This is a genomic window from Streptomyces sp. NPDC031365 (genome assembly GCF_055569765.1).
This window is the reverse complement of sequence record NZ_JBVIIM010000002.1, coordinates 430,659-450,797: the sequence shown is the minus strand read 5'-3', so window position 1 is coordinate 450,797 and position 20,139 is coordinate 430,659. Positions and strand designations below refer to the sequence as shown.

Annotated in this window: 14 protein-coding genes; 6 read left to right on the top strand and 8 right to left on the bottom strand. The window is 70.2% G+C overall.

Going from position 1 to position 20,139, the window contains the following annotated elements:
- The first annotated feature begins 44 nt into the window (after positions 1 to 44).
- Positions 45 to 1,571, top strand: a complete 1,527-nt coding sequence (locus ACZ5C2_RS04705; RefSeq protein WP_468786514.1) for a DUF1996 domain-containing protein — start codon at positions 45 to 47, stop codon at positions 1,569 to 1,571.
- A gap of 83 nt (positions 1,572 to 1,654) precedes the next feature.
- Here the strand turns inward: ACZ5C2_RS04705 and ACZ5C2_RS04700 are convergent, their stop codons facing one another.
- The gene (locus ACZ5C2_RS04700) at positions 1,655 to 2,086 is read right to left on the bottom strand and encodes a hypothetical protein (RefSeq protein WP_468786512.1); all 432 of its coding nucleotides are present in this window, start codon (positions 2,084 to 2,086) and stop codon (positions 1,655 to 1,657) included.
- Between the two features lie 150 nt (positions 2,087 to 2,236).
- On the opposite strand from ACZ5C2_RS04700, the gene ACZ5C2_RS04695 reads away from it, so the two are divergent.
- The 4 genes from ACZ5C2_RS04695 to ACZ5C2_RS04680 all read left to right on the top strand — a co-directional run bounded on the left by ACZ5C2_RS04695 (position 2,237) and on the right by ACZ5C2_RS04680 (position 5,939).
- Positions 2,237 to 2,749 (top strand): tetratricopeptide repeat protein, encoded by a 513-nt coding sequence (locus tag ACZ5C2_RS04695; RefSeq protein ID WP_468786510.1) that lies wholly within the window; start codon positions 2,237 to 2,239, stop codon positions 2,747 to 2,749.
- Positions 2,750 to 2,804: 55 nt separating this feature from the next.
- Positions 2,805 to 4,727 carry a hypothetical protein gene (locus ACZ5C2_RS04690; RefSeq protein ID WP_468786508.1) on the top strand — a complete coding sequence of 641 codons (1,923 nt, stop codon included), beginning with the start codon at positions 2,805 to 2,807 and terminating at the stop codon, positions 4,725 to 4,727.
- Positions 4,728 to 4,791: 64 nt separating this feature from the next.
- Complete coding sequence (locus ACZ5C2_RS04685) at positions 4,792 to 5,487, top strand: TetR/AcrR family transcriptional regulator (RefSeq protein ID WP_468786506.1); 696 nt, start codon at positions 4,792 to 4,794, stop codon at positions 5,485 to 5,487.
- Positions 5,484 to 5,939 (top strand): hypothetical protein, encoded by a 456-nt coding sequence (locus ACZ5C2_RS04680; protein ID WP_468786504.1) that lies wholly within the window; start codon positions 5,484 to 5,486, stop codon positions 5,937 to 5,939. The genes ACZ5C2_RS04685 and ACZ5C2_RS04680 overlap by 4 nt, the downstream gene beginning before the upstream one ends.
- 24 nt (positions 5,940 to 5,963) lie before the next feature.
- Here the strand turns inward: ACZ5C2_RS04680 and ACZ5C2_RS04675 are convergent, their stop codons facing one another.
- The 7 genes from ACZ5C2_RS04675 to ACZ5C2_RS04645 form a co-directional block, all read right to left on the bottom strand.
- Positions 5,964 to 6,323 (bottom strand): 5-carboxymethyl-2-hydroxymuconate Delta-isomerase, encoded by a 360-nt coding sequence (locus ACZ5C2_RS04675; RefSeq protein WP_468786502.1) that lies wholly within the window; start codon positions 6,321 to 6,323, stop codon positions 5,964 to 5,966.
- Positions 6,324 to 6,379: 56 nt separating this feature from the next.
- Positions 6,380 to 11,791, bottom strand: coding sequence for a pullulanase-type alpha-1,6-glucosidase (gene pulA / locus ACZ5C2_RS04670; protein ID WP_468786500.1), 5,412 nt, complete (start codon positions 11,789 to 11,791; stop codon positions 6,380 to 6,382).
- A gap of 208 nt (positions 11,792 to 11,999) precedes the next feature.
- A complete protein-coding gene (locus ACZ5C2_RS04665) occupies positions 12,000 to 13,373 on the bottom strand; it encodes an alpha-amylase (protein WP_468786498.1) in 1,374 nt (457 codons plus the stop codon).
- Between the two features lie 168 nt (positions 13,374 to 13,541).
- Entirely contained in the window at positions 13,542 to 15,236 is a 1,695-nt protein-coding gene (locus tag ACZ5C2_RS04660; protein WP_468786496.1) for a glycoside hydrolase family 13 protein, read from the bottom strand.
- A gap of 144 nt (positions 15,237 to 15,380) precedes the next feature.
- Positions 15,381 to 16,292, bottom strand: coding sequence for a sugar ABC transporter permease (locus ACZ5C2_RS04655; RefSeq protein ID WP_468786494.1), 912 nt, complete (start codon positions 16,290 to 16,292; stop codon positions 15,381 to 15,383).
- 13 nt (positions 16,293 to 16,305) lie between these two features.
- Positions 16,306 to 17,310 (bottom strand): carbohydrate ABC transporter permease, encoded by a 1,005-nt coding sequence (locus ACZ5C2_RS04650; protein WP_468786492.1) that lies wholly within the window; start codon positions 17,308 to 17,310, stop codon positions 16,306 to 16,308.
- A gap of 97 nt (positions 17,311 to 17,407) precedes the next feature.
- Positions 17,408 to 18,679 (bottom strand): extracellular solute-binding protein, encoded by a 1,272-nt coding sequence (locus tag ACZ5C2_RS04645; RefSeq protein ID WP_468786490.1) that lies wholly within the window; start codon positions 18,677 to 18,679, stop codon positions 17,408 to 17,410.
- A 421-nt stretch (positions 18,680 to 19,100) separates the two neighbouring features.
- Here ACZ5C2_RS04645 and ACZ5C2_RS04640 point away from each other — a divergent pair, with 421 nt between their 5' ends.
- Positions 19,101 to 20,135, top strand: a complete 1,035-nt coding sequence (locus tag ACZ5C2_RS04640; protein ID WP_468786488.1) for a LacI family DNA-binding transcriptional regulator — start codon at positions 19,101 to 19,103, stop codon at positions 20,133 to 20,135.
- Positions 20,136 to 20,139 lie beyond the last annotated feature (4 nt).

Sequence of the window (20,139 nt, the reverse complement as noted above, 5' to 3'; positions counted from 1 at the left end):
TGCCCCGCAACGGTGCCCCCGCAAGGAAGGTCAAGAGGAGTTCCATGGGACGCAACACAAGGAAACGCCGCACGCCACTGGCCACCAAGGTGATAGCCGGGGCGGCGACCCTGGCGCTCGGTGGGGGCGGGCTGGTCTGGGCCAACTTCTACGCCTCGGCGCACGAGGACGACGGAGGTCACCACAACCGGACGAAGTCGAGGAACGCGCAGGTCGCGACGATCAACTGCCCGGACGTCGGCCAGAAGCTGACGAACGTGCCGCGCAGCGCCCGCAGGGGTGTCGCGAGGGAGCTGGCGCGGCTCGACCGGCAGATCACGGAGGCCTACACGCGTCTCGCGGAGACCCGGCAGGCCCAGGCCGGCGACGAGGGCTACGTCGACAACGCCATCCTCGGACCGCTGAAGTCCAAGCGGACGGCCACCCTGGACCGCATCGGTACCGACATCAACAGGGCGGGCGGCAAGGCACCGCGCGACTTCGGCCGGTTCGCCCCGTGCCAGGGTGTTCCCGTCGAACAGCCGGGGAACGACGGCGGCAACGGTCAGGACCAGGGCGACGGCGGCCAGGACCAGGGTGACGGCGGTCAGGACAACGGCGGTCAGGACAACGGTCAGGACCAGGGCAACGGCGGCCAGGCCGAGAACGGTCCCGTGGCGGACGACTTCATCAACATCGAGGACGTCCAGCCGAACTCCCGCAACCTGCCCAACGGTCTGGCCGCGAACGGCGACGGCGGTTCGACGGGCACCTTCACCACCGACTGCGGCACCAACGAGAACGCGCTGCGCAACTCGGACAACGTGATCGCCGCTCCCGGCGTCAGCAACGGCGCGCAGCACCAGCACGACTACGTCGGCAACCAGGCCAACACCGCCTTCGCCAGCGACGAGGACCTGGCCAACGGTGAGACCACCTGTCAGAACCAGGGCGACAGGTCGACGTACTTCTGGCCGGTCCTGCGGATCCAGGACGGTACGCCGGACATCGACCAGGACCAGCCGGGTGGTGGTCAGGACGGCAACGTCGGCAAGATCGTCGCACCCACCGAGGCGGAGCTGAAGTTCGTCGGCAACCGGACGAGCGACGTCGTCGCGATGCCGAGGGCCCTGCGCATCATCACCGGTGACGCCAAGTCCTTCACCAACGGGCTGAACAACGCCAACACCTCCTGGAGCTGCACCGGCTTCGAGGACCGGCAGGTGACGGACAAGTACCCGATCTGCCCCGAGGGCAGCGGCGTGGTCCGGACGACCGCCTTCCAGAGCTGCTGGGACGGCCAGAACACCGACAGTGCCAACCACCGCACGCACATGGACTTCGTCGAGGCGGACGGCACCTGCTCGAACGGCTTCCAGGCCATCCCCCAGCTCCAGGTCCGCCTGGTGTACGACAACATCCCGGCCCCGCAGATCGACAACGGGCAGGTCGTGAACCCGTTCGCGCTGGACTCCTTCCCGGAGCAGTTGCACAAGCCGATCACGGACCACAACGACTTCATCAACTTCTTCGACGAGGACCTGATGAACGAGATGGTCAACTGCATCAACAGCGGCCAGGACTGCCAGTAGTCCGGTAGCGGAAGGGGCCGGCGGTGGGATCTCCCACCGCCGGCCCCTTCGTCCGTCCGTTTCGGCCCTCGGGCCGCGGCGGGTCAGCCGTGGTGGCCGCCCTGGTTGTGACTGCCACCGGGGTTCATGTGCTCGGAGCCCTCCTCCATGGTCCCGCCGAGGGTGCTCCGCAGGGCCGTCACGGTCCCCTCCTCGCCGACGGCCACCCACTTGCGGCCCACGAGGTAGTAACCGCCGTAGTCCTTCGCCGTGTTGAGCCACTCGCGCTGGCCGCGGTCGGTGGCGAAGGTGGCGAGGACGTACTTCTCGTCGCCCTTCTCGCACAGGGCCTGCCGGATGGTGTCGGCATCGGTCTGCATGTTCGGCTCGCACTTCGCCTCGGCGGCCAGATGCTCCAGACTGCCGGTCGCGGTCGGCGGCACCTGGTCCTCGCCGTCACCGCCGGATCCGCAGCCCGCCAACGCCAGGGCCGCCACCGCGCCGGTCAGCGCGAGCATCGGTCGGGTCACCCTCATGTGTTCCTCCGGTCCTTGACGGCGACATCGTGACGGCGACACGCCGCACGGAGCCCCGGCGGGGGGCTCTCCGCCTTCGATACGGCTGTGACACCCGCAGCGCTCAAAACTCCGGTGCGATCGCGGGGACGCGCGTGCGACGGTGGCGCGGTGAACACCGACTGGGAAGACCGCGTGACCGCCGCCTGGGCCGGCTTCGACGACTACGCCGAGGAGGACGCGCCGGCCTTCCGGGCCGTGATCGACGCGCTCGTCGCCGAGCTGCCCGAGGGCAGCCCGCTGGGCGCCTTCGAGCAGGCCTGCGCCTGGGACTCGACAGGGCATCCGGACCGGGCGGTGCCGCTCTACCGGCAGGCACTGGACGGCGGGCTCACGGCCCTCAGCGGCTACAAGGCGCGGCGGGCGAAGATCCAGCTGGCCAGTTCGCTGCGGAACACCGGCCGGGCGGAGGAGGGCGTGCGCCTGCTGGCACCCGAACTCGTGGCCGCGACCGACGAGCTGGACGACGCCGTACGGGCCTGTCTCGCCCTGTGTCTGTCGAGCCTCGGGCGGGACCGCGAAGGGCTGTCGCTGGTGCTCGGCGCGCTCGCCGCACATCTGCCCCGGTACCAGCGTTCGATGGCGAACTACGCGCGTCTGCTCGTGGAGCCCGACGACGGGTGACGCCCCGGCCGGGCGGGTCAGGTGACCATCCACCGGTTCGCTCGTTCTGCTGAACGTGCAGTCACAGGATGCCGCCCAGCCCGCCGCGCCCTCCTCCCCGGCCGGTCCGGTCGTCGCCGTCGAGCAGGCCGAGGCCGCGCTCGTCGAGCACTATCCACGGCTCGTCCGGCTCGCGTACCTGGTGCTGCCCTCCCGGAAGGGCCGGGGCAGGCGGGTGCTCACCGCGCACGGTCTGGTCCAGCGGGCACTGCCCCGCGGCCGCACCCCCGCGCCGCTGATCCCCGCCCAGTCGGCCGGCCGTGACGGCGATCCGGGGTACGCGCTGGTCCGGCTCCGGGTGGTGCGTGCGGCGCTGGAGGCGGGCCGGCCGCCGCGGCGCGGGGCCTGGCCGAAGCGGGCGCAGCTGCCGCCGCCGCTGCCGCAGGTGTGGGGTCTGAAGCTGTTCCCGCGCCCGGGCGGAGCGGACGAACTCGCGCTGGACCAGCGGCTGTCCGCCCTGTCCGGCCCGGCCCGCGCCGCCCACGCGCTGCGCGGCCTGGAGCGGCTCCCGGACGGGGACGTACGCAGGGTGCTGACGGCCGCGGGAGTCACCGACGTGGAGAGCGCGCTGACGGAGGCCGACCGGATGCCCGACCCGTACCGGCTGCTCGGCTCCCCCGAGTTCGACCCCTGCTCACTCACGGCCCGGCCGACCGATCTGCTGCGCCGCCGCCGGCATCTGAAGGCCGCGCTGGTCGGCGGGGCCGCGCTGGTGGTGTGCGGGACGCTGCTCGGGCTGCCGGGCGACGGCTGGGGCGCGGACGGCGCCGCCGCTCCGCCGTATGCGCGCAACCCGGCCGCTCAGGCCGCGCTGGACCCGGGGCAGCTGACCCGGGTCTCCCCCGCCGCGTGGAAGACCTCCGCGCGTACCGACTTCTCCGTGTGGCCGGCGCGCGGTGACCGCACCCGCGACCGGGCGCTGCTGCGGCGTGCGCTCGCCGTCTGGGCGCGGCCCGGGAGGAGCGTGCTGGTGTCCGCGACCCCGGGCACCCCTTCCGGCGGCCCCGCGGGACCGCCCCAGCTGCTGTACGCGGGGGAGGTCGACACCTCCCGGGTGGTGATCCTCTACGACGGTCTGCGCGTCGTCCGGTACGCCGAGCCGGAGGAGGGCACCGGGGGCGCCGCCCTGGACTTCGCCCGGGTCGACGGTGCGGGCCGGGCCGGGTCGGGTGCGGTGGTGCTGAGCCGGGCCGACGGCAACGTGCGCTATCTGACCGCCCCCTGGGTGCGCGAGGCCGGCGAGCGGGATCTGCGCGAACCCGGCTCCGGCGCGATGTCCCTGGCCCTCGTCGACGGGGTGACCTCGCCCCTGGCGAGTCCCGCGTCGAAGGAGGGCCCGTGCACCTCCTGGAACGTACTGCGGCTGACCGACGGCACCGGCACCCGGCTGCTCACCGACCTGGGCGAGCTGGTCCCGGCCCGGCTGACCGCCGGGCCCCCCGGGTCGCCGAAGGACGTTTCCGGAGCGAAGGCGCTGCGCACGTGGGCGCCGTACGCCTGCTCGCTGAGCGCGGTGCGCTCGGCGGGCGTCCGGAGCGTGAACGCCTGGGCGTTCGCCGCGCAGCCGCTGCCGGGGGCGAACGGTGCCGCGCAGTGGGTGTGCACGCGGGCCGAGACCTGGCGGGGCGGCGGGGCGAGGGTGCTGGCGCAGTTCCACACGCCCGGCGCGCGGTCCGGGGCCGTGGCGGCGAGGGCCGAGGACGTGCCGGCGTGCGGGGAGCGGGAGCCGCGGGTACTCGCCGGGGTGTTGTGGAAGTCCGGGGCGGGCAGCTGGTACCTGCTGGCCGCCGGCAGCCGCGACACCGCGTCGGTCAGGGCGACGGGCGGGGTCGAGGGGACGGCGCGGGGCAACCTGCTGACCGTCCGCGCCGAGAAGGGTGCCCGTGCGGACCTGGAGGGCAGACTGAGGAACGGGCGGTCGGTCAGCGGGTTGCGATGACCGACCGAACACCTCCGGCTGGCCCGGACCGTTCGAGGCCGGAATCGATCGGTAAGGTGTTCGCATGACTACCGGGTTGCGGCGCAGAATGGGAGTCGAGGAGCGGCGGCAGCAGTTGATCGGCGTGGCCCTCGAACTGTTCAGCCGGCGTTCCCCCGACGAGGTCTCCATCGACGAGATAGCGTCGCGGGCGGGCATCTCGCGTCCGCTGGTCTATCACTACTTCCCCGGCAAACTCAGCCTGTACGAGGCGGCGTTGAGGCGCGCCTCGGAGGACCTGGCGTCCCGGTTCGCCGAACCGCACGAGGGCCCTCTGGGGTCGCGTCTGCGGCGGGTGATGGCCCGTTTCTTCGACTTCGTCGACGAGCACGGGCCCGGATTCGCCGCCCTGATGCGCGGCGGCCCGGCGGTCGGCTCGTCGGCCACGAACGCGCTGATCGATTCCGTACGGCAGGCCGCGTATGACCAGATGCTGTCGCACATGGGCGTGGAGGGCACGGCACCGGCCCGGCTGGAACTCGTCGTACGGTCCTGGATCTCGCTTGTCGAGTCGACGGCGCTGATCTGGCTGGACGGGCGGCGGGTGCCGCGCGAGGAGCTGGAGGTGCAGCTGGTGCAGGACTTCGCCGCGCTCGCCGCCGTCGCCGCCTCCCGCGACGAGGAGCTGGCCGCGCTGCTGCGCGGACTGCTCGGGAACGAGCCGGGCGACGGGCCGTTCACCGACCTGGCCACCCGGCTGATCGCGCTGGCGAGTCCGTGAGCGCCACGACGACGTGGGCCCTGGTCGTCGAGACGACCCAGGGGATCGGGCAGCGCAAGCACACGGTGGCCCAGGTGCTGGCGCATGTCGGCGGGGCCCGGGAGGCGGCGCTCGCGGAGCTGGAACGGCAGGCGCGCGGCTACGTACCGGAGCACCCGGCGAGCCCTCGACGCCGCCGGCTGCTGCGGACCGCTGACGGGTTCCTGCTCGTCGTCGAGGGGTCGTGGCAGACGTTCGCCAGCCGGTTCACCGTGGGAGAACTGCTGGCGGACTCCGACGCACCCCCCGTCCCGGCACCGGTGGCCGGGGAACCCGCTCCGCCACCCGCCCCGGCCGCCGGCCCGGACGGGCCTCCGGCCGAACGGGCCGAACCGGCCACTGGTCCGGACGGGCTGGACGAGGACGGAGTTCCGGTGCGGCCGGGCTGGCTGGGCCGCCGCGACCTGCGGTGAACCCTTCCACCGGCCGGTGTGGCCCTACTCGCCCTCGAACTTCCGGTACGACGCGTCCAGGTCCCGCACTTCGGCCGACGCGTGCAGCGTCGCTCCCTCGGCCGGCTTCGCGTACTGCCGCAGCAGTTCCAGCACGGCCTCGGTGAGCCGGGCCTTGGTCTCGTCACTGCGGCCGGCCAGCAGAGCGATGTGGACATGCACCAGGGCGTGCCCGTCGAGGTCGGGGCCGACCACGACGTCCTCGGTCCGCCGGAACCGCGTCTTGCACGCCGGTGGCTTGGCGGCCGCGATCTCCACGACGGCGGTGTGCAGGTCCCGCGCGAACGCGGGCCGGTCGAAGCCGTCCGCCAGGTGTTCCGAGTAGTCGACGGTGATCTGCGGCATGAGCCCTCCTGTTCCAGGTCAGGAGGGCTCACACTAGCCGCAGTGCCGTACGGGGATCAGCCGGCCGTGGTGAACACGGCGACCGTGCGCGCCGGGACGGTGAACGTGCCGGTGCCGCCGGCGTAGGACGAGGTCTTCACGACCGCGTCCCCGCCCGCCGCCTGTACCGGGTGCAGCCGGTGGGCCGTCCCGGCGAGCGCGCCGACACGCTGTTCCTGCCGCTCGGGCGTGGCGTTGAAGACCACGACCAGGTCGCCGAGCCGCATGGTGATGACACCCGGCGTCTCGTCCTTCCCGGACAGCGGGAAGGAGAGCCGGGACTGCACCTGATCCGCGGTGTCGAGGGAGAAGACCCGCTCCGTCGTACGGATCCGCAGCAGGTCCTGGTACGCGGCCGAGGTGCCCTGGATCTGGGGGCAGCCGACCTGTACCGCGCCCAGCAGGGGCGCCGCGTAGGGCCACTTGTCCGCGTTGTCGGCGGCCGGTGGCAGACCCCGCCCGAAGCCGTTGCCGGCCGCGCAGTTCCAGTGGATGGCGTTGAACCAGTCGCCGCTGTCGTAGGAGTTGCGGTCCAGGGACTTCGAGCGCAGCAGGTCGGTGCCCGCCTGGGAGAGGGCCGGGCCCTGCGAGAGGGTGGCCGTCGCCATGGCGAGGACCTGCATACGGGCCCGGTCGTCCGCCGGCGTGTCCTTCGGCAGCTTGAAGGCGAGCGCGTCGAACAGCGACTCGTTGTCGTGCGCGTCGGCGTAGGCGAGGGCGTCGCCGGGGGCGTCGGCGTAGCCGGCGGGGGCGCCGTTGTAGTCGACCTGGGAGCCCTTGACCTCCTTGCCGCTGGTGTCGGTGAACGTGTAGTCGGCGAGGTTGCCGCTCAGCCCCACCTTGATCAGGTCCTGGTAGTGCAGGAGGCGGGCCTTCTGCTCGGCCTCGGTGCCGTTGTTCTCGGAGGAGTTGGGGTCGGTGTACAGGCCGGAGGCGAAGCCCTGCACGCCCGGGTCCTCGTCGAAGGGGCCGCCGCCGCGCACGGCGTCACGGGCCCGGTCGGAGAAGGTGGCGATGCCGGTGCCGGCCATGTTCTTCTGCGTGGCCTGCTCGAAGCGGGCGTCGTCGGCGATCTCGCCGAAGTTCCAGCCCTCGCCGTACAGGATGATCTTCTTGCCGTCGACGCCGTCCCGCTGCAGGGTCAGTTCGTCCAGGGCCTCGCGCACGGCGAGGATGTTGGCCTTCGGGTGGTGGCCCATGAGGTCGAAGCGGAAGCCGTCGACCTTGTATTCCTTGGCCCATGTGACGACCGAGTCGACGACGAGTTTGCCCATCATGGCGTTCTCGGTGGCCGTGTTGGCACAGCAGGTGCTGTTGGCGACCGAGCCGTCGGCCAGAAGCCGCTGGTAGTAGCCGGGCACGATCCGGTCCAGGACGGAGGTCCTGGCCTGGCCGCTCGCGGCCGTGTGGTTGTAGACCACGTCCATCACGACCCTGAGGCCGTCCTCGTTGAGCGCCTTGACCATCTCGCGGAACTCGACCGTACGGGCGGTGCCGTCCGGGTCGGTGGCGTAGGAGCCCTCGGGGACCGTGTAGTGGTACGGGTCGTAGCCCCAGTTGTAGGCGTCCTTGGCGGCGGCCTTCGCCACGCACTCCTGCTGCTTGTCGGAGTCGGCCGGGTAGGAGGCGAGGTCGCAGTCGACTCGCGCCTGGTCGGACTTCTTCTCGGGGATGGTGGCGATGTCGAACGCGGGCAGCAGGTGCACGTACGAGGTGCCGGACTTCGCCAGCTCGCGCAGGTGCCTGCTGCCGTCGCTGTCCTTGTCGGTGAAGGCCAGGTAGGTGCCCGGGTCCTTCGCCGTGCGGTCCTCGACGGAGAAGTCGCGGATGTGCAGTTCCTGGATCTGGGCGTCCTTGAGCGGCACGGCCTTCGGCTTGGCGAGGGACGTCCAGCCCCTGGGGGCGAGGCGCCGGTCGCCGAGGTCGACGAGGAGGCTGCGCTCGGAGTCGGTGGTCAGCGCGACCGAGTAGGGGTCGGTGACCGTGTTAGTGGCGATCCGCTGAGTGCTGGGCGCCCACACCCTGACCTTGTACCGGTACTCCTTGCCCTCCCAGGAGCGCGGGCCGGTGACGGACCAGACGCCCGTGTCGTCGTCGCGGCGCATGCGCACGGTGCGGTCGCCGATCTCGAGGGACACGTTCTGCGCGGTCGGCGCCCACAAGGAGAGCGTGGGCCGGCCGTGGCGGAAGACCGGGCCGAGGGCGGCCTTCGTGGCACCGGAGGCGTAGAGGTCGTCGAGGACGCCCGCGGTCTGCACACCGGTGGCGGCGAGCACGGCGCCGTTCGCGGCGCGCTGGGTGGCGACGACCTGGCCGCGCAGGGCCTCACGCACCCGGTCCCGGTCGCGCGGGTCGACGGACCAGGCGGTGCCGTTCCTCAGGTGCGGGAACCTCGCCTTCTGGGCGTCGGTGAGGGTCGCCTTCGTCAGGCGCAGCCAGCGTGCGTCACCGCTCTTCAGCGTTCCGTCCTGCACCGTGACGGAGCCGGTGCGGGAGGCGAGGAGCTGGGTGGAGGCGGCGGCCTCGGAGCCGTCCCAGACGAGGGTGTCCCGGTCGGCCCAGACGGCCTTGGAGGTGGTCAGGTCGAGGGCGGCCGCGGAGCCGGAGGGCTGCGGCAGGAGGTACTTCTCCTGGCCGTTCAACAGCCACACCTCGTGCCCGTTGGCCCTGAGGTCGAGCGACTGGTCGGAGGGGAGGTCCTTCTCGTCACCCTTGTGGATGATGTAGCCGAGGCTGGTCGCACCCTCGGTGAGCGGCACCTCGAAGACAGCGCCATACGTATCAGTCTTCACCGGCTTCAGGGGGTTCGACCAGTCGGTGGGGTCCGCGGCACCGGTCCAGGTGTGCAGACCCCAGCCGTCGTAGTTCCCGTCCGCGCGGTGGTAGTGCAGGACCGCCTTGGTGGTGTCCTGGGCCGGGTACTCGGGCCGTTCGGTGGCGACGGGTTCCTTGCCCTGTTCGATCCAGACCGCTCCGGTCCTGGTGAGGTCGATCGTGCGGTCGGTGGAGACGTCCTTGTCGCCTTCCTTGTCGATGACGAGCAAGCCTAGGTCGGACGCGCCGGGCTTGAGCTTGACGTGGGCGAAGGCACCGTAGGCGTCCCGGCCGGTGAAGGGGTGGCTGTCCGGCCATTCGGTGGCCTCGCCGTCCGCGAGGTCGCCCCAGGCGTACAGGCCCCAGTCGTCGTAGTCACCGTCGGGGCGCTGGTAGTGGACGATCGCGTAGTCGCGGGAGGCGGCGGACGGCTGCTCCTCCACGGGTGGGGTGCCGGTGGTGGAGGCGGCCAGGGCGCTCGCGGTGCGGCCTGCCGAGTCGATCACGACGGCCTTGTAGCGCAGGGCGGTGCCGGCGGGGACGTCCTCGCCGATGGTGTGGGTGACCTTGTGGGGGGCGTGGTCGGCGGAGCCGAGGGTCTGCCACGTCCCGTTGCCGGTCTGGGCGGCGAAGACCACCCGGTTGAGCTGTCCGCCCTCGGCCTCGGCGGTGAGTTCGACGGTACCGGTGGCGCCGGCGTCAGGGGCCTTGAGCGTGATCGTGGGCTTGGCGGCGGGCTCGGCGAGCGGGCCGGACGCCTTCAGGACGATCGCGGAGCCCGCCGGGACGGTGACGGTGATCTTTCTGTCGGCGTCGCTGGTGACGGTGGCGTCGGTGCCGTGGAGGCCCTGGAACGTCATCCGCGCGGAGCCGGTCGCGAAGGTGGCCTTCTTCGCCTCGGCGGCGTTGTTGAAGGCGACGACGTACTCGGTGGTGTCCTTGCCCGTGGCGGTGCGGGAGAAGGCGTAGACGCCCGCGCCCTCGGCGGCGTACCGCTCCTGCTGGATGCCGTCGGTCAGGGCCGGGTGGGCCTTGCGGAGCTTGGCGAGAGCACTGATCTGCTGGTAGAGCGGTGCTCTCGTGTCGTAGGTGTCCTCGGCGTGGGTGCGGTCGGAGCCGATCAGGTCGTCGTCGAGGTAGTCGGCGGTACGGGAGGCGAACAGGGTCTGGCGGGCGTCCTTGTCGCCGCCGGCGCCGGTGAAGCCCTGCTCGTCGCCGTAGTAGACGACCGGGTTGCCGCGGCTGAGGAACATCAGCTCGTTGGCGAGCATGTCCTTTTTCAGCAGCTCCGCGTCGGACGCCTCCGGGTTGTCCTGCTTGAGGAACGTCCCGATGCGGCCCATGTCGTGGTTGCCGAGGAAGGTGACCTGCTCGTAGGCGTTGGCCCTGTCGGTGGCGTACTTGTGGTCGTCGCCGAAGACGGAGGCCAGCTTCCGCGCGCTGCCGCCCTGGGAGGCGTACTGGCGGGCCGCCTCCTGGAACGGGAAGTCGAGGGTGGCGTCGAGGCGGCCCTCGGTGACGTACGGGGCGGTGACGTCCGTGTCGGCGGAGTAGACCTCGCCGAACATGAAGAAGTCGTCCCGGCCCTTCTTGGCCGCGTAGGCGTCCAGGGCGGTGGCCCACTGGGTCCAGAACTCCATGTTGACGTGCTTCACGGTGTCGATCCGGAAGCCGTCGATGTCGAAGTCCCTGACCCACCGCTGGTAGATCTTCTCCATGCCGTCGACGACCTCGGGACGCTCGGTCCACAGGTCGTCGAGGCCGGAGAAGTCGCCGTACTCGGCGGACTCACCGGCGAAGGTGGAGTCGCCCCGGTTGTGGTACATGTCCGGGTCGTTGAGCCAGGACGGGACCTTGAGGCGCTTCTTCGCGTCGGACACGACCGGGGTGCGCGGGAAGGACCCGCCGTCCGCGCGCGGGAACCGGCGGGAGCCGTCGGCGTAGTCGGCGTCGTCGAAGGGCCGGCCGTCCTTCGTCAGGTACGGAAAGGCGCCCTTGGAGAGGTAGCCGTAGGACTTCTCCTCGTAGTCGACGACATCGGCGGTGTGGTTGGTGATGACGTCGAAGAAGACCTTCATGCCCTTGGCGTGGGCCTTGTCGATGAGCTTCTCGAGGTCGTCGTTGGTGCCGAAGTGCGGATCGACCTGGGTGAAGTCGGTGATCCAGTACCCGTGGTAGCCGGCGGAGGCGTCCTTGCCGGTGCCCTGCACGGGCTGGTTCTTGAAGAGGGGCGCCATCCAGATGGCGGTGGTGCCGAGCCCCTTGATGTAGTCGAGCTTCTTCGTCAGCCCCTTGAGGTCACCGCCCTGGTAGAAGCCCTTGTCGGTGGGGTCGTACCCGGTGGTGAGACGTGAACCGGTCAGTCCACCGCGGTCGTTCTTGGTGTCGCCGTTCGCGAAACGGTCCGGCAGGACGAAGTAGAACTGCTCGCGGGTCAGGTCGTGTCGCGCGGGCGACGTGGCGAGCTTCGCGTCCGAGGGAGGCGCGGGTGGGGTGTCGGCACGGGCGGCGAGCGGCTGCACCAGGGCGGCGGCGAGCGCGGCCACGGCGACGGCGGCGACGCGTCGGCCCCGCGCGGTGCGGCGCCCCGGGGGCGCGGGCCATCTGGATATCAAGGCGTGAACTCCTTGCGCTTACGGCTCGATTCGGGTCCGACCCCGTACGCCGCGGCACGGCCTGTTTCGGCCACGTCACCGGGCGCCGGGCGTGACGCTATCGCCGTTGCAAGCTTTACAGCAAGGGTCCTGAAAGTAACGGTAAGGAATTGCATCGCCGACGCCGGCCGCGCCGCCGCCCGTGAACCGCGGCGCGGCCGGCGGGGTTTCAGCAGCTCGACTTGCCCGCGTACACCGCGAGGGCCGTGTTGCCGCCCAGCGTGGCGGTCAGCTGTCCCGAACCGTTCACCGTCACCGCGGTGTTGTTCTGGACGTTGCAGTACGTGCCCGCCGGGAGTGAGGTCTGGTAGGTGCGGGTCAGGGAGCCGGACTCGTGGTTGAGGGCCACGAAGCCCTTGCTGCCCCGCCCGAAGGCGATCGCGTCACCGCCGTTGTCCCACCAGTTGGTCACCGACTGGCCCCGGGTCGCGTTGCGGAAGGCGACCATGGACTTGATCTCCGGCCAGGCGTGCTGGCACTTCCAGCCGTTCTGCCAGCAGGCGTTCACCTGTCCGCCGTTCGGCGGCCCGGCGTCGTGGTCGGAGAACTCGTAGCCCGAGTTGATGTCCGGGGCGCCGTAGGGCCAGGCCAGCATGAAGACGTTGGCCAGCGTGTAGGTGGCGTTGTCCTTGTAGGACAGGGTGCTGCCGTTGCGCTCGGTGTCGTGGTTGTCGACGAAGACGCCGGAGACGGAGCTGTTCAGGTAGCCCCAGCCCTCGCCGTAGTTCTTCAGGTAGGCGAGGTTCTCGCTGTTGAAGACCCGCTTGAGGTCGTAGGCGTACCGGAACTCCTGCACGTCGCCGTTGCCCGTGTACTCGGCGGGCTGGACGGCCTCGCCCGCACCGTGGATGACCTCCTGCTTCCAGTACGCGTTCGGGTTGCTCAGCCGGGACTTGATGTTGGCCAGGTCGGCGGCCGGCATGTGCTTGGCGGCGTCGATGCGGAAGCCGTCCACACCCAGCGACAGCAGGTCGTTCATGTACCCGGCGATGGTCTTGCGGACGTATTCCTCGCCGGTGTCGAGGTCGGCGAGGCCGACCAGTTCGCAGTTCTGGACGTTCCAGCGGTCGCCGTAGTTGTTGATCTGCGAGGTGCAGTTGTCGAAGTCGTACGAGGAGTACAGGCCGGGATAGCCGTACTTCGTGTACGACGAGCCGCCGGTGCCGGTGCCGTTACCGGCGGACATGTGGTTGATGACCGTGTCGGCGACGACCTTCACGCCGGCCGCGTGACAGGTGTTCACCATGTTCCGGAAGGCCGTACGGTCACCGAGCCGGCCGGCGATCTTGTAGCTCACCGGCTGGTACGACGTCCACCACTGCGCGCCCTGTATGTGCTCGGCGGGCGGGGACACCTGGACGTATCCGTATCCCGCGGGGCCGAGGGTGCGGGTGCACTCGCGGGCGATCGAGTTGAAGTTCCATTCGAAGAGGACGGCGGTGACGTCCTTGCTGCCCGGCGGGGAGGCCTGCGCCCCGGTCGGGGTCATGACAACCGTGGCGGCCGCGAGCGCGGTGGCCACGGCGAGGGTTCTGCGTGCCATGTGGGGTTCCTTCTTCGTCGAAGGGTGTGGGGAAACCGCCGGAGTCGGCTGAAGCTTCTTGCAGAAAGGTTCAGCAACCTTGCGGCAACGCAGATGGTAGAGGCCCGCCACCCGAAAGGGCAGCGGGCCGTACCAACGTGAATGAAAAAGTTGCGGGACGGACGAACGTCAGCCCCTGGTCCACCACACGGTCGTGTCCGCCGGCACCTTCGCCTCGCCGCCGGATTCGGCGACCTCACCGTTGGACATCAGCACCCGGCCGTACGACGGCACGGTCACCGACTCCCCCGTGGTGTTCGCGACACACACGAAGTCACCGCGGCGGAAGGCGAGCACACCCTCCGGCGCCCGCAGCCACTCCACCGCGTCGCCCGCGCCCAGGTCGGCCTGGTCGCGGCGCACGGCGAGCGCGGACCGGTACAGCTCCAGGGTGGAGCCGGGGTCACCGGTCTGCGCCTCGATGCTCAGCTCACCCCAGACGTCCGGCTGCGGCAGCCAGCTTCCGCCGTCGCCGAAGCCGTACGACGAGCCCGCGCGCGTCCACGGGATCGGCACCCGGCAGCCGTCGCGGTAGCCGTCCTGGCCCGCGCCCCGGAAGTACGCCGGGTCCTGGCGCACCTCGTCGGGGAGGTCCACGACGTCGGGAAGGCCCAGTTCCTCACCCTGGTAGACATAGGCCGAACCGGGCAGCGCCAGCATCAGCAGGGTGGCGGCGCGCGCCCGGCGCAGGCCCAGTCCACGGTCGCCGGCCAGGCGGATCTGGGTGCCGAGGCCGGCCGGGTTGGCGAAGCGGGTGGCGTGCCGGGTGACGTCGTGGTTGGACAGCACCCAGGTGGCGGGGGCGCCGACCGGGCGCATGGCGTCCAGGGTGCGGTCGATGACCGTACGCAGCTCCTCGGCGTCCCAGTGGGTGCCCAGGTACTGGAAGTTGAACGCCTGGTGCAGCTCGTCGGGGCGCACGTAGTTCGCGGTGCGCTCCACGGTCGGGGTCCAGGCTTCCGCGACGAAGATCCGCTCGCCCGAGTACTCGTCGAGGATCAGCCGCCACTGCCGGTAGATGTCGTGCACACCGTCCTGGTCGAAGAACGGCATGACATCGTTGCCCAGCAGCTTCAGCTGCTCGTGGTTTCCGAGGTCGGGCAGTCCTTCGGCCTTCACCATGCCGTGCGCGACGTCGATACGGAAGCCGTCCACGCCCATGTCGAGCCAGAAGCGGAGAATGGAGCGGAACTCGTCGCCGACCGCCGGGTGCTCCCAGTTGAAGTCGGGCTGCTCGGGCGCGAAGAGGTGCAGGTACCACTCGCCCGGGGTGCCGTCGGGCTCGGTGACGCGGGTCCAGGCCGGGCCGCCGAAGATCGACTCCCAGTCGTTGGGCGGCAGTTCGCCGTTCGCGCCCTTGCCGGGGCGGAAGTGGTAGCGGTCGCGCGAGGGCGATCCGGGGCCCTCGGCGAGCGCGCGCTTGAACCACTCGTGCTGGTCGGAGGAGTGGTTGGGCACGAGGTCGACGATGATCCTGAGGCCCAGTCCGTGGGCGTCGCGGATCAGCGCGTCCGCGTCGAGCAGGGTGCCGAACATGGGGTCGACGGCGCGGTAGTCGGCGACGTCGTAGCCGGCGTCGGCCTGCGGCGAGGCGTAGAAGGGGCTGAGCCATACGGCGTCCACCCCGAGGTCGCGCAGGTACGGCAGGCGGGAGCGGATGCCTTCCAGGTCGCCCATGCCGTCGCCGTTGCTGTCGGCGAAGCTGCGCGGATACACCTGGTAGATCACCGCGTCCCGCCACCAGTCGCGGCGCCGGGAGACGGTGGCGACGGCCGCGTCGGTCGTGGGGGTCGGGGCCGGGGCGGCGGAGTGCTGCTGGCTCATGTCGTCCTTGATACGAGTGCGGTCGGGGAAAGCGAGTGGGGTGGCCGGCTGAACAAGGCGGCCGCGGTGACAGCGGGGTCGGATGGGCACCGCGGCCGCCTACCCGCGCGAGTCAGGCGCGCGGGAGTCGTGCCGTGAAGGGGATCAGCCCTTCGTGCCGCCGGCGGTGAGGCCGGTGACCAGGTTCTTCTGCACGAGGTAGAAGAACGCGGAGACCGGTATCGCGATCAGGACCGCGGTGGCGGCCATCAGGTTGCGCTGCGCGTCGTGCTCGCTGACGAAGCTCTGCAGACCGACGGCGAGGGTGTACTTCTCGTCGTCGAGCATGAACGTCGTGGCGAAGGCGACCTCGCCGAACGCGGTGATGAAACTGTAGAACGCGGCGACCGCGAGACCTGGCCTGGCGAGCGGCAGGATCAGCCGCACGAACGTGCCGATGGGGCTCAGCCCGTCGACACGGCCCGCCTCGTCGATCTCGAAGGGGATGGTGTCGAAGTAGCCCTTCATCAGCCAGGCGCAGTACGGCACCGCCGTGGAGCAGTAGACGAGGATCAGGCCGAGGTAGGTGTCGATGAGCCGCAGGTCCGAGAGGATCTGGTACATCGGGACCATCAGGACGGCCACCGGGAACATCTGCGTGAGCAGCAGCACCCACATGAACTTCTTGTAGCCCGGGAAGCGCATCCGGGACACCGCGTAGCCGGTGGTGGCGGCGACGAAGACACCGATGAGCGTCGTACCGAGCGAAACGATCAGCGAGCTCTTCAGCCAGTCGAAGAAGTTCGTGTTCTGCAGGACGTACGCGTAGTTGTCCAGCGTCATCTTGCCCCAGATGCCGCCGGGACGCAGATAGTCGTCCTTGTCGGGGCCGAGGGACAGGAAGACCAGCCAGGCGACCGGGAACAGCGCGATCAGACCGGCCACGGTCAGGACGCCGTGCGAGGTGAGGCGCGCCAGGGGGCCGCTCTCACCGCGCCGGCGGGACGGCCGGGCCGGGGTCCTGTCGTCGGCAGGCCGGTCCGCCGGAGCGGTGGTGGTGACGGTGGATGTACTCATGGGGACTCCTGCCTCAGATCGCGAGCTGCTGGTCATTGCGGTTCAGCCAGCGTCGGTAGAAGGAGGTGAAGACGACCAGGATGGCCAGCAGCAGCATGCCGTAGGCCGCGGACTCGGCGAACTCGCGCGGCTGCTGTCCGAAGCCGAGCTGGTAGGCCCAGGTCACGAGGATCTGCGCCTCCGGGGCGGTGTTGCCGAACAACAGGAAGATCACCGCGAACTGGTTGAAGGTCCAGATGACGCCGAGCAGGACCACGGTGGAGCTGACCGAGCGCAGGCCCGGCAGGGTGACGTGGCGGAAGCGCTGCCAGGCGCTCGCGCCGTCCATCTCGGCCGCCTCGTACAGCGTGGCGTCGATGGACTGGAGTCCGCCGAGCAGGGAGATCATCATGAACGGCACACCGCACCAGGTGTTGACCATGATGGCGGCGAACCGCTGCCAGAAGGTGTCCTCCAGCCACGCCGGTGTCGGCAGGCCGAGGAATTCCAGGCCGGAGTTGATGATGCCGGCGTCGGCGAGCATGAAACGCCAGCCGAAGACGGTGACGAACGTCGGCACGGCCCACGGCAGGATCAGGACCAGCCGGTAGAAGGTGCGGCCGCGCAGCTTCTGGTTGAGCAGCAGGGCCAGGCCCAGGCCGATGCCGTAGTGCAGGGCGACACAGACCGCCGTCCACACGATCGTCCAGATGAACTTGGACCAGAAGCGGTCGTAGGCCGTCTCGCCCCACAGGATGTCGGCGTAGTTGTCGATGCCGATGAACTTGTAGGTGGCCTCGATCTCGTTGACACCGATGGTGCGGGCCGAGTTGAGGCTGTCGGCGTCGGTGAGCGTGAGGTAGAAGCCGTATCCCAGGGGATACAGCACGATGACGCCGAGCACGAGCGCCACCGGCGCGATCATGGCGTAGGCGTACCAGTACTTCTGGTATCCGCGCTTCAGGCGGCTGACCGGCCCGGGGCGGGGCGCGCGGTCACCGCGGCGCTTGCCGGTCGCGCGGTCGATGGCGACTGTCATGGTTCGGCACCTTCTGGATGGTCAAGGGGGACGGCACACAGGCCGGTGGCCGCCGGATCCTCCCCTCCTGGAAGCGGATCCGGCGGCCACACGGGCATTACTTGCTGAAGTCCGGCACCAGCTTGGCGATCGCGGTCTCCGCGTCGCCGAGGCCCTTGTCCAGGGACTCCTTGCCGCCCGCGATCTGCGGCAGTTCGTCGTCCAGCGGACCCCACAGCGAGCTGTACTCGGGCAGGGCCGGGCGCGGCTGCGCGGCGGAGAGGACCGTCTGGTAGCCGGCGATGCCCGGGTCGGCCTTGACCTGGTCGGTGTAGGCGTCGTCACGCGTGGGCAGCGTGGAGTTCTTCAGCGCGATGGTCTCCTGCGCCTTGGCCGAGGTCATGAAGTTCACGAACTTCAGCGCGGCCTCCTGCTTGTCCTTGGTGGAGCCGGCGTAGACCGAGAGGTTGTGGCCACCGGTCGGGGCGCCCGCCTTGCCGGTGGAGCCGGCCGGGACGGTGGCGATGCCGAGGTTGTTCTTGTCCTTGAACGCGGAGCCCTTGTAGAAGTTGGTGATCTCCCACGGGCCCTGGATGATCGAGGCGACCTTGCCGTTGACGAACGCGTCCTGGATGTGGGCGTAGGCGTCGGCGGTGGTGTCGGCCTTGTGCAGGCCCTTGCCGTCGAAGAGGTCCAGCCAGGTGCCGTAGGCCTTCTTGGCCTCGGGCGACTTCACGGTGATCTTCTGGGCATCGGCGTCGACGGTGTCGGTGCCCTCGCCGTAGAGGAAGGACTGGGCGTAGTAGGCCTGGGTGGAGCCCCAGTAGCCGTCGACGCCGGTCTTGTCCTTGATGGTGGCGGCGGCCTTCTTCAGGTCGTCCCAGGTCTTGGGGGCCTCGACGCCGGCCTTCTCGAACAGTTCCTTGTTGTACACAAGGGCGAGGGTGTCGGTGACCAGCGGGACGCCGTACGTCTTGCCCTCGTACTTGGCCTGCTCGAGCAGGTTGGACTTGAACTTGTCCTGCTCGGCGAGGGCCTCGGTGCCGTCCAGCGGCAGGAAGAAGCCCTTCTTGGCGAAGGCGGGGGTCCAGCCGACCTCGGAGCGCAGCACGTCGGGCGCGCCCTTGGAACCGGCGGCGGTGTCGAACTTGTTCTGCGCCTGGTCGAAGGGGACGTTGACGAACTTGACCTTGATGTCCTTGTTCGCGGCCTCGAACTCCTTGACCAGGGCCTGGTAGGTCGGCGCCTCGTTGGTCGCGTTGGAGGTGTCCCACCAGGTGATGGTGACCGGTCCGTCGGCCTTGTCGCCGCTGTCGCTGTCTCCGCCGCAGGCCGTCGCCGCGAGGGCGAGGGACGCCACCAGCGCGGTGGCCGCTATGCCACGCCGCATGAGGTTCTCCTTGAGGGTTAAGCCCGTGTGGTGCAGGGTCGGCCCCGTCCGCCGTCCTGCGAGGTGCCGACTGCGCCGATGCGGCGGCCGGGCGACGTGAACGTAACAGCGATGGAACCGTTTCGAAAGACTTTGCAGAAAAGTTTTGCAAGCCAGGTCGGCAGTTATGGCGTCGTGACCTGTTCTCGACCCTCGCGCAACCCGGGTTTCCGCCCGTACGACAGGGGTTCGGGCAGTTGTGCAAGACTCTGCAAGCACTTGCCATCCGTTGCCGCCGGGGGAATCATCCGTTGCGGACCGGACGCCGACCACGACGTGAGGGATCGCGATGACCCAGCAGCCCGCAGCGGGCCGTCCGACGGCGCGCACCAGGCGTCCGATCGGTGTGCAAGGTGAGAACCGGCAGATACAGTCCGGTCCTGTGACCACTCGGCTTGCTGATATCGCTGCTCAGGCGGGGGTGAGCGAGGCGACCGTCAGCCGGGTCCTGAACGGCAAGCCGGGCGTCGCCGCCACCACCCGTCAGTCCGTGCTCGCCGCCCTCGACGTGCTGGGCTACGAGCGTCCGGTGCGGCTGCGGCAGCGCAGCGCGGGCCTGGTCGGTCTGATCACCCCCGAACTGGAGAACCCGATCTTCCCGGCGCTGGCCCAGGTGATCGGGCAGGCGCTGACCCGCCAGGGTTACACCCCGGTGCTCGCCACCCAGACCCCGGGCGGGTCGACGGAGGACGAGCTCACCGAGATGCTCGTGGACCGCGGGGTGGCCGGCATCATCTACGTCTCCGGGCTGCACGCGGACACCACCGCCGACACGCAGCGCTATGAGCGGCTGCGGGCGCAGGGCGTGCCGTTCGTGCTGGTGGACGGTTTCTCGCCCAAGGTGCAGGCGCCGTTCATCTCCCCCGACGACCGGGCCGCGATGGCGCTCGCCGTGACCCACCTCGCCTCCCTCGGCCACACCCGGATCGGGCTGGCACTCGGGCCGAAGCGGTTCGTGCCGGTGCAGCGCAAGATCGAGGGCTTCGTCCGCGCCGTGCAGGAGCAACTGGGTCTGAGTGCCGAGACGGTCGAGACGGAGCTGGTCCAGCACTCGCTGTACACGCTGGAGGGCGGCCAGGCCGCCGCCACCGCGCTCATGGACCGCGGCTGCACGGCGGTGGTGTGCGCGAGCGACATGATGGCGCTGGGCGCGATACGGGCGGCCCGGCAGCGCGGTCTGGACGTGCCGAAGGACATCTCGGTGGTCGGCTTCGACGATTCGCCGCTGATCGCCTTCACCGATCCGCCGCTGACCACGGTCCGCAAGCCGGTCCCGGCGATGGGCCAGGCCGCGGTGCGCACGCTCCTCGAGGAGATCGGCGGAACGCCCGCACCCCACAGCGAGTTCGTGTTCATGCCGGAACTGGTGGTGCGCGGTTCGACCGCTTCGGCCCCCGGGGACCGGCATCGTCCCTAGGTCG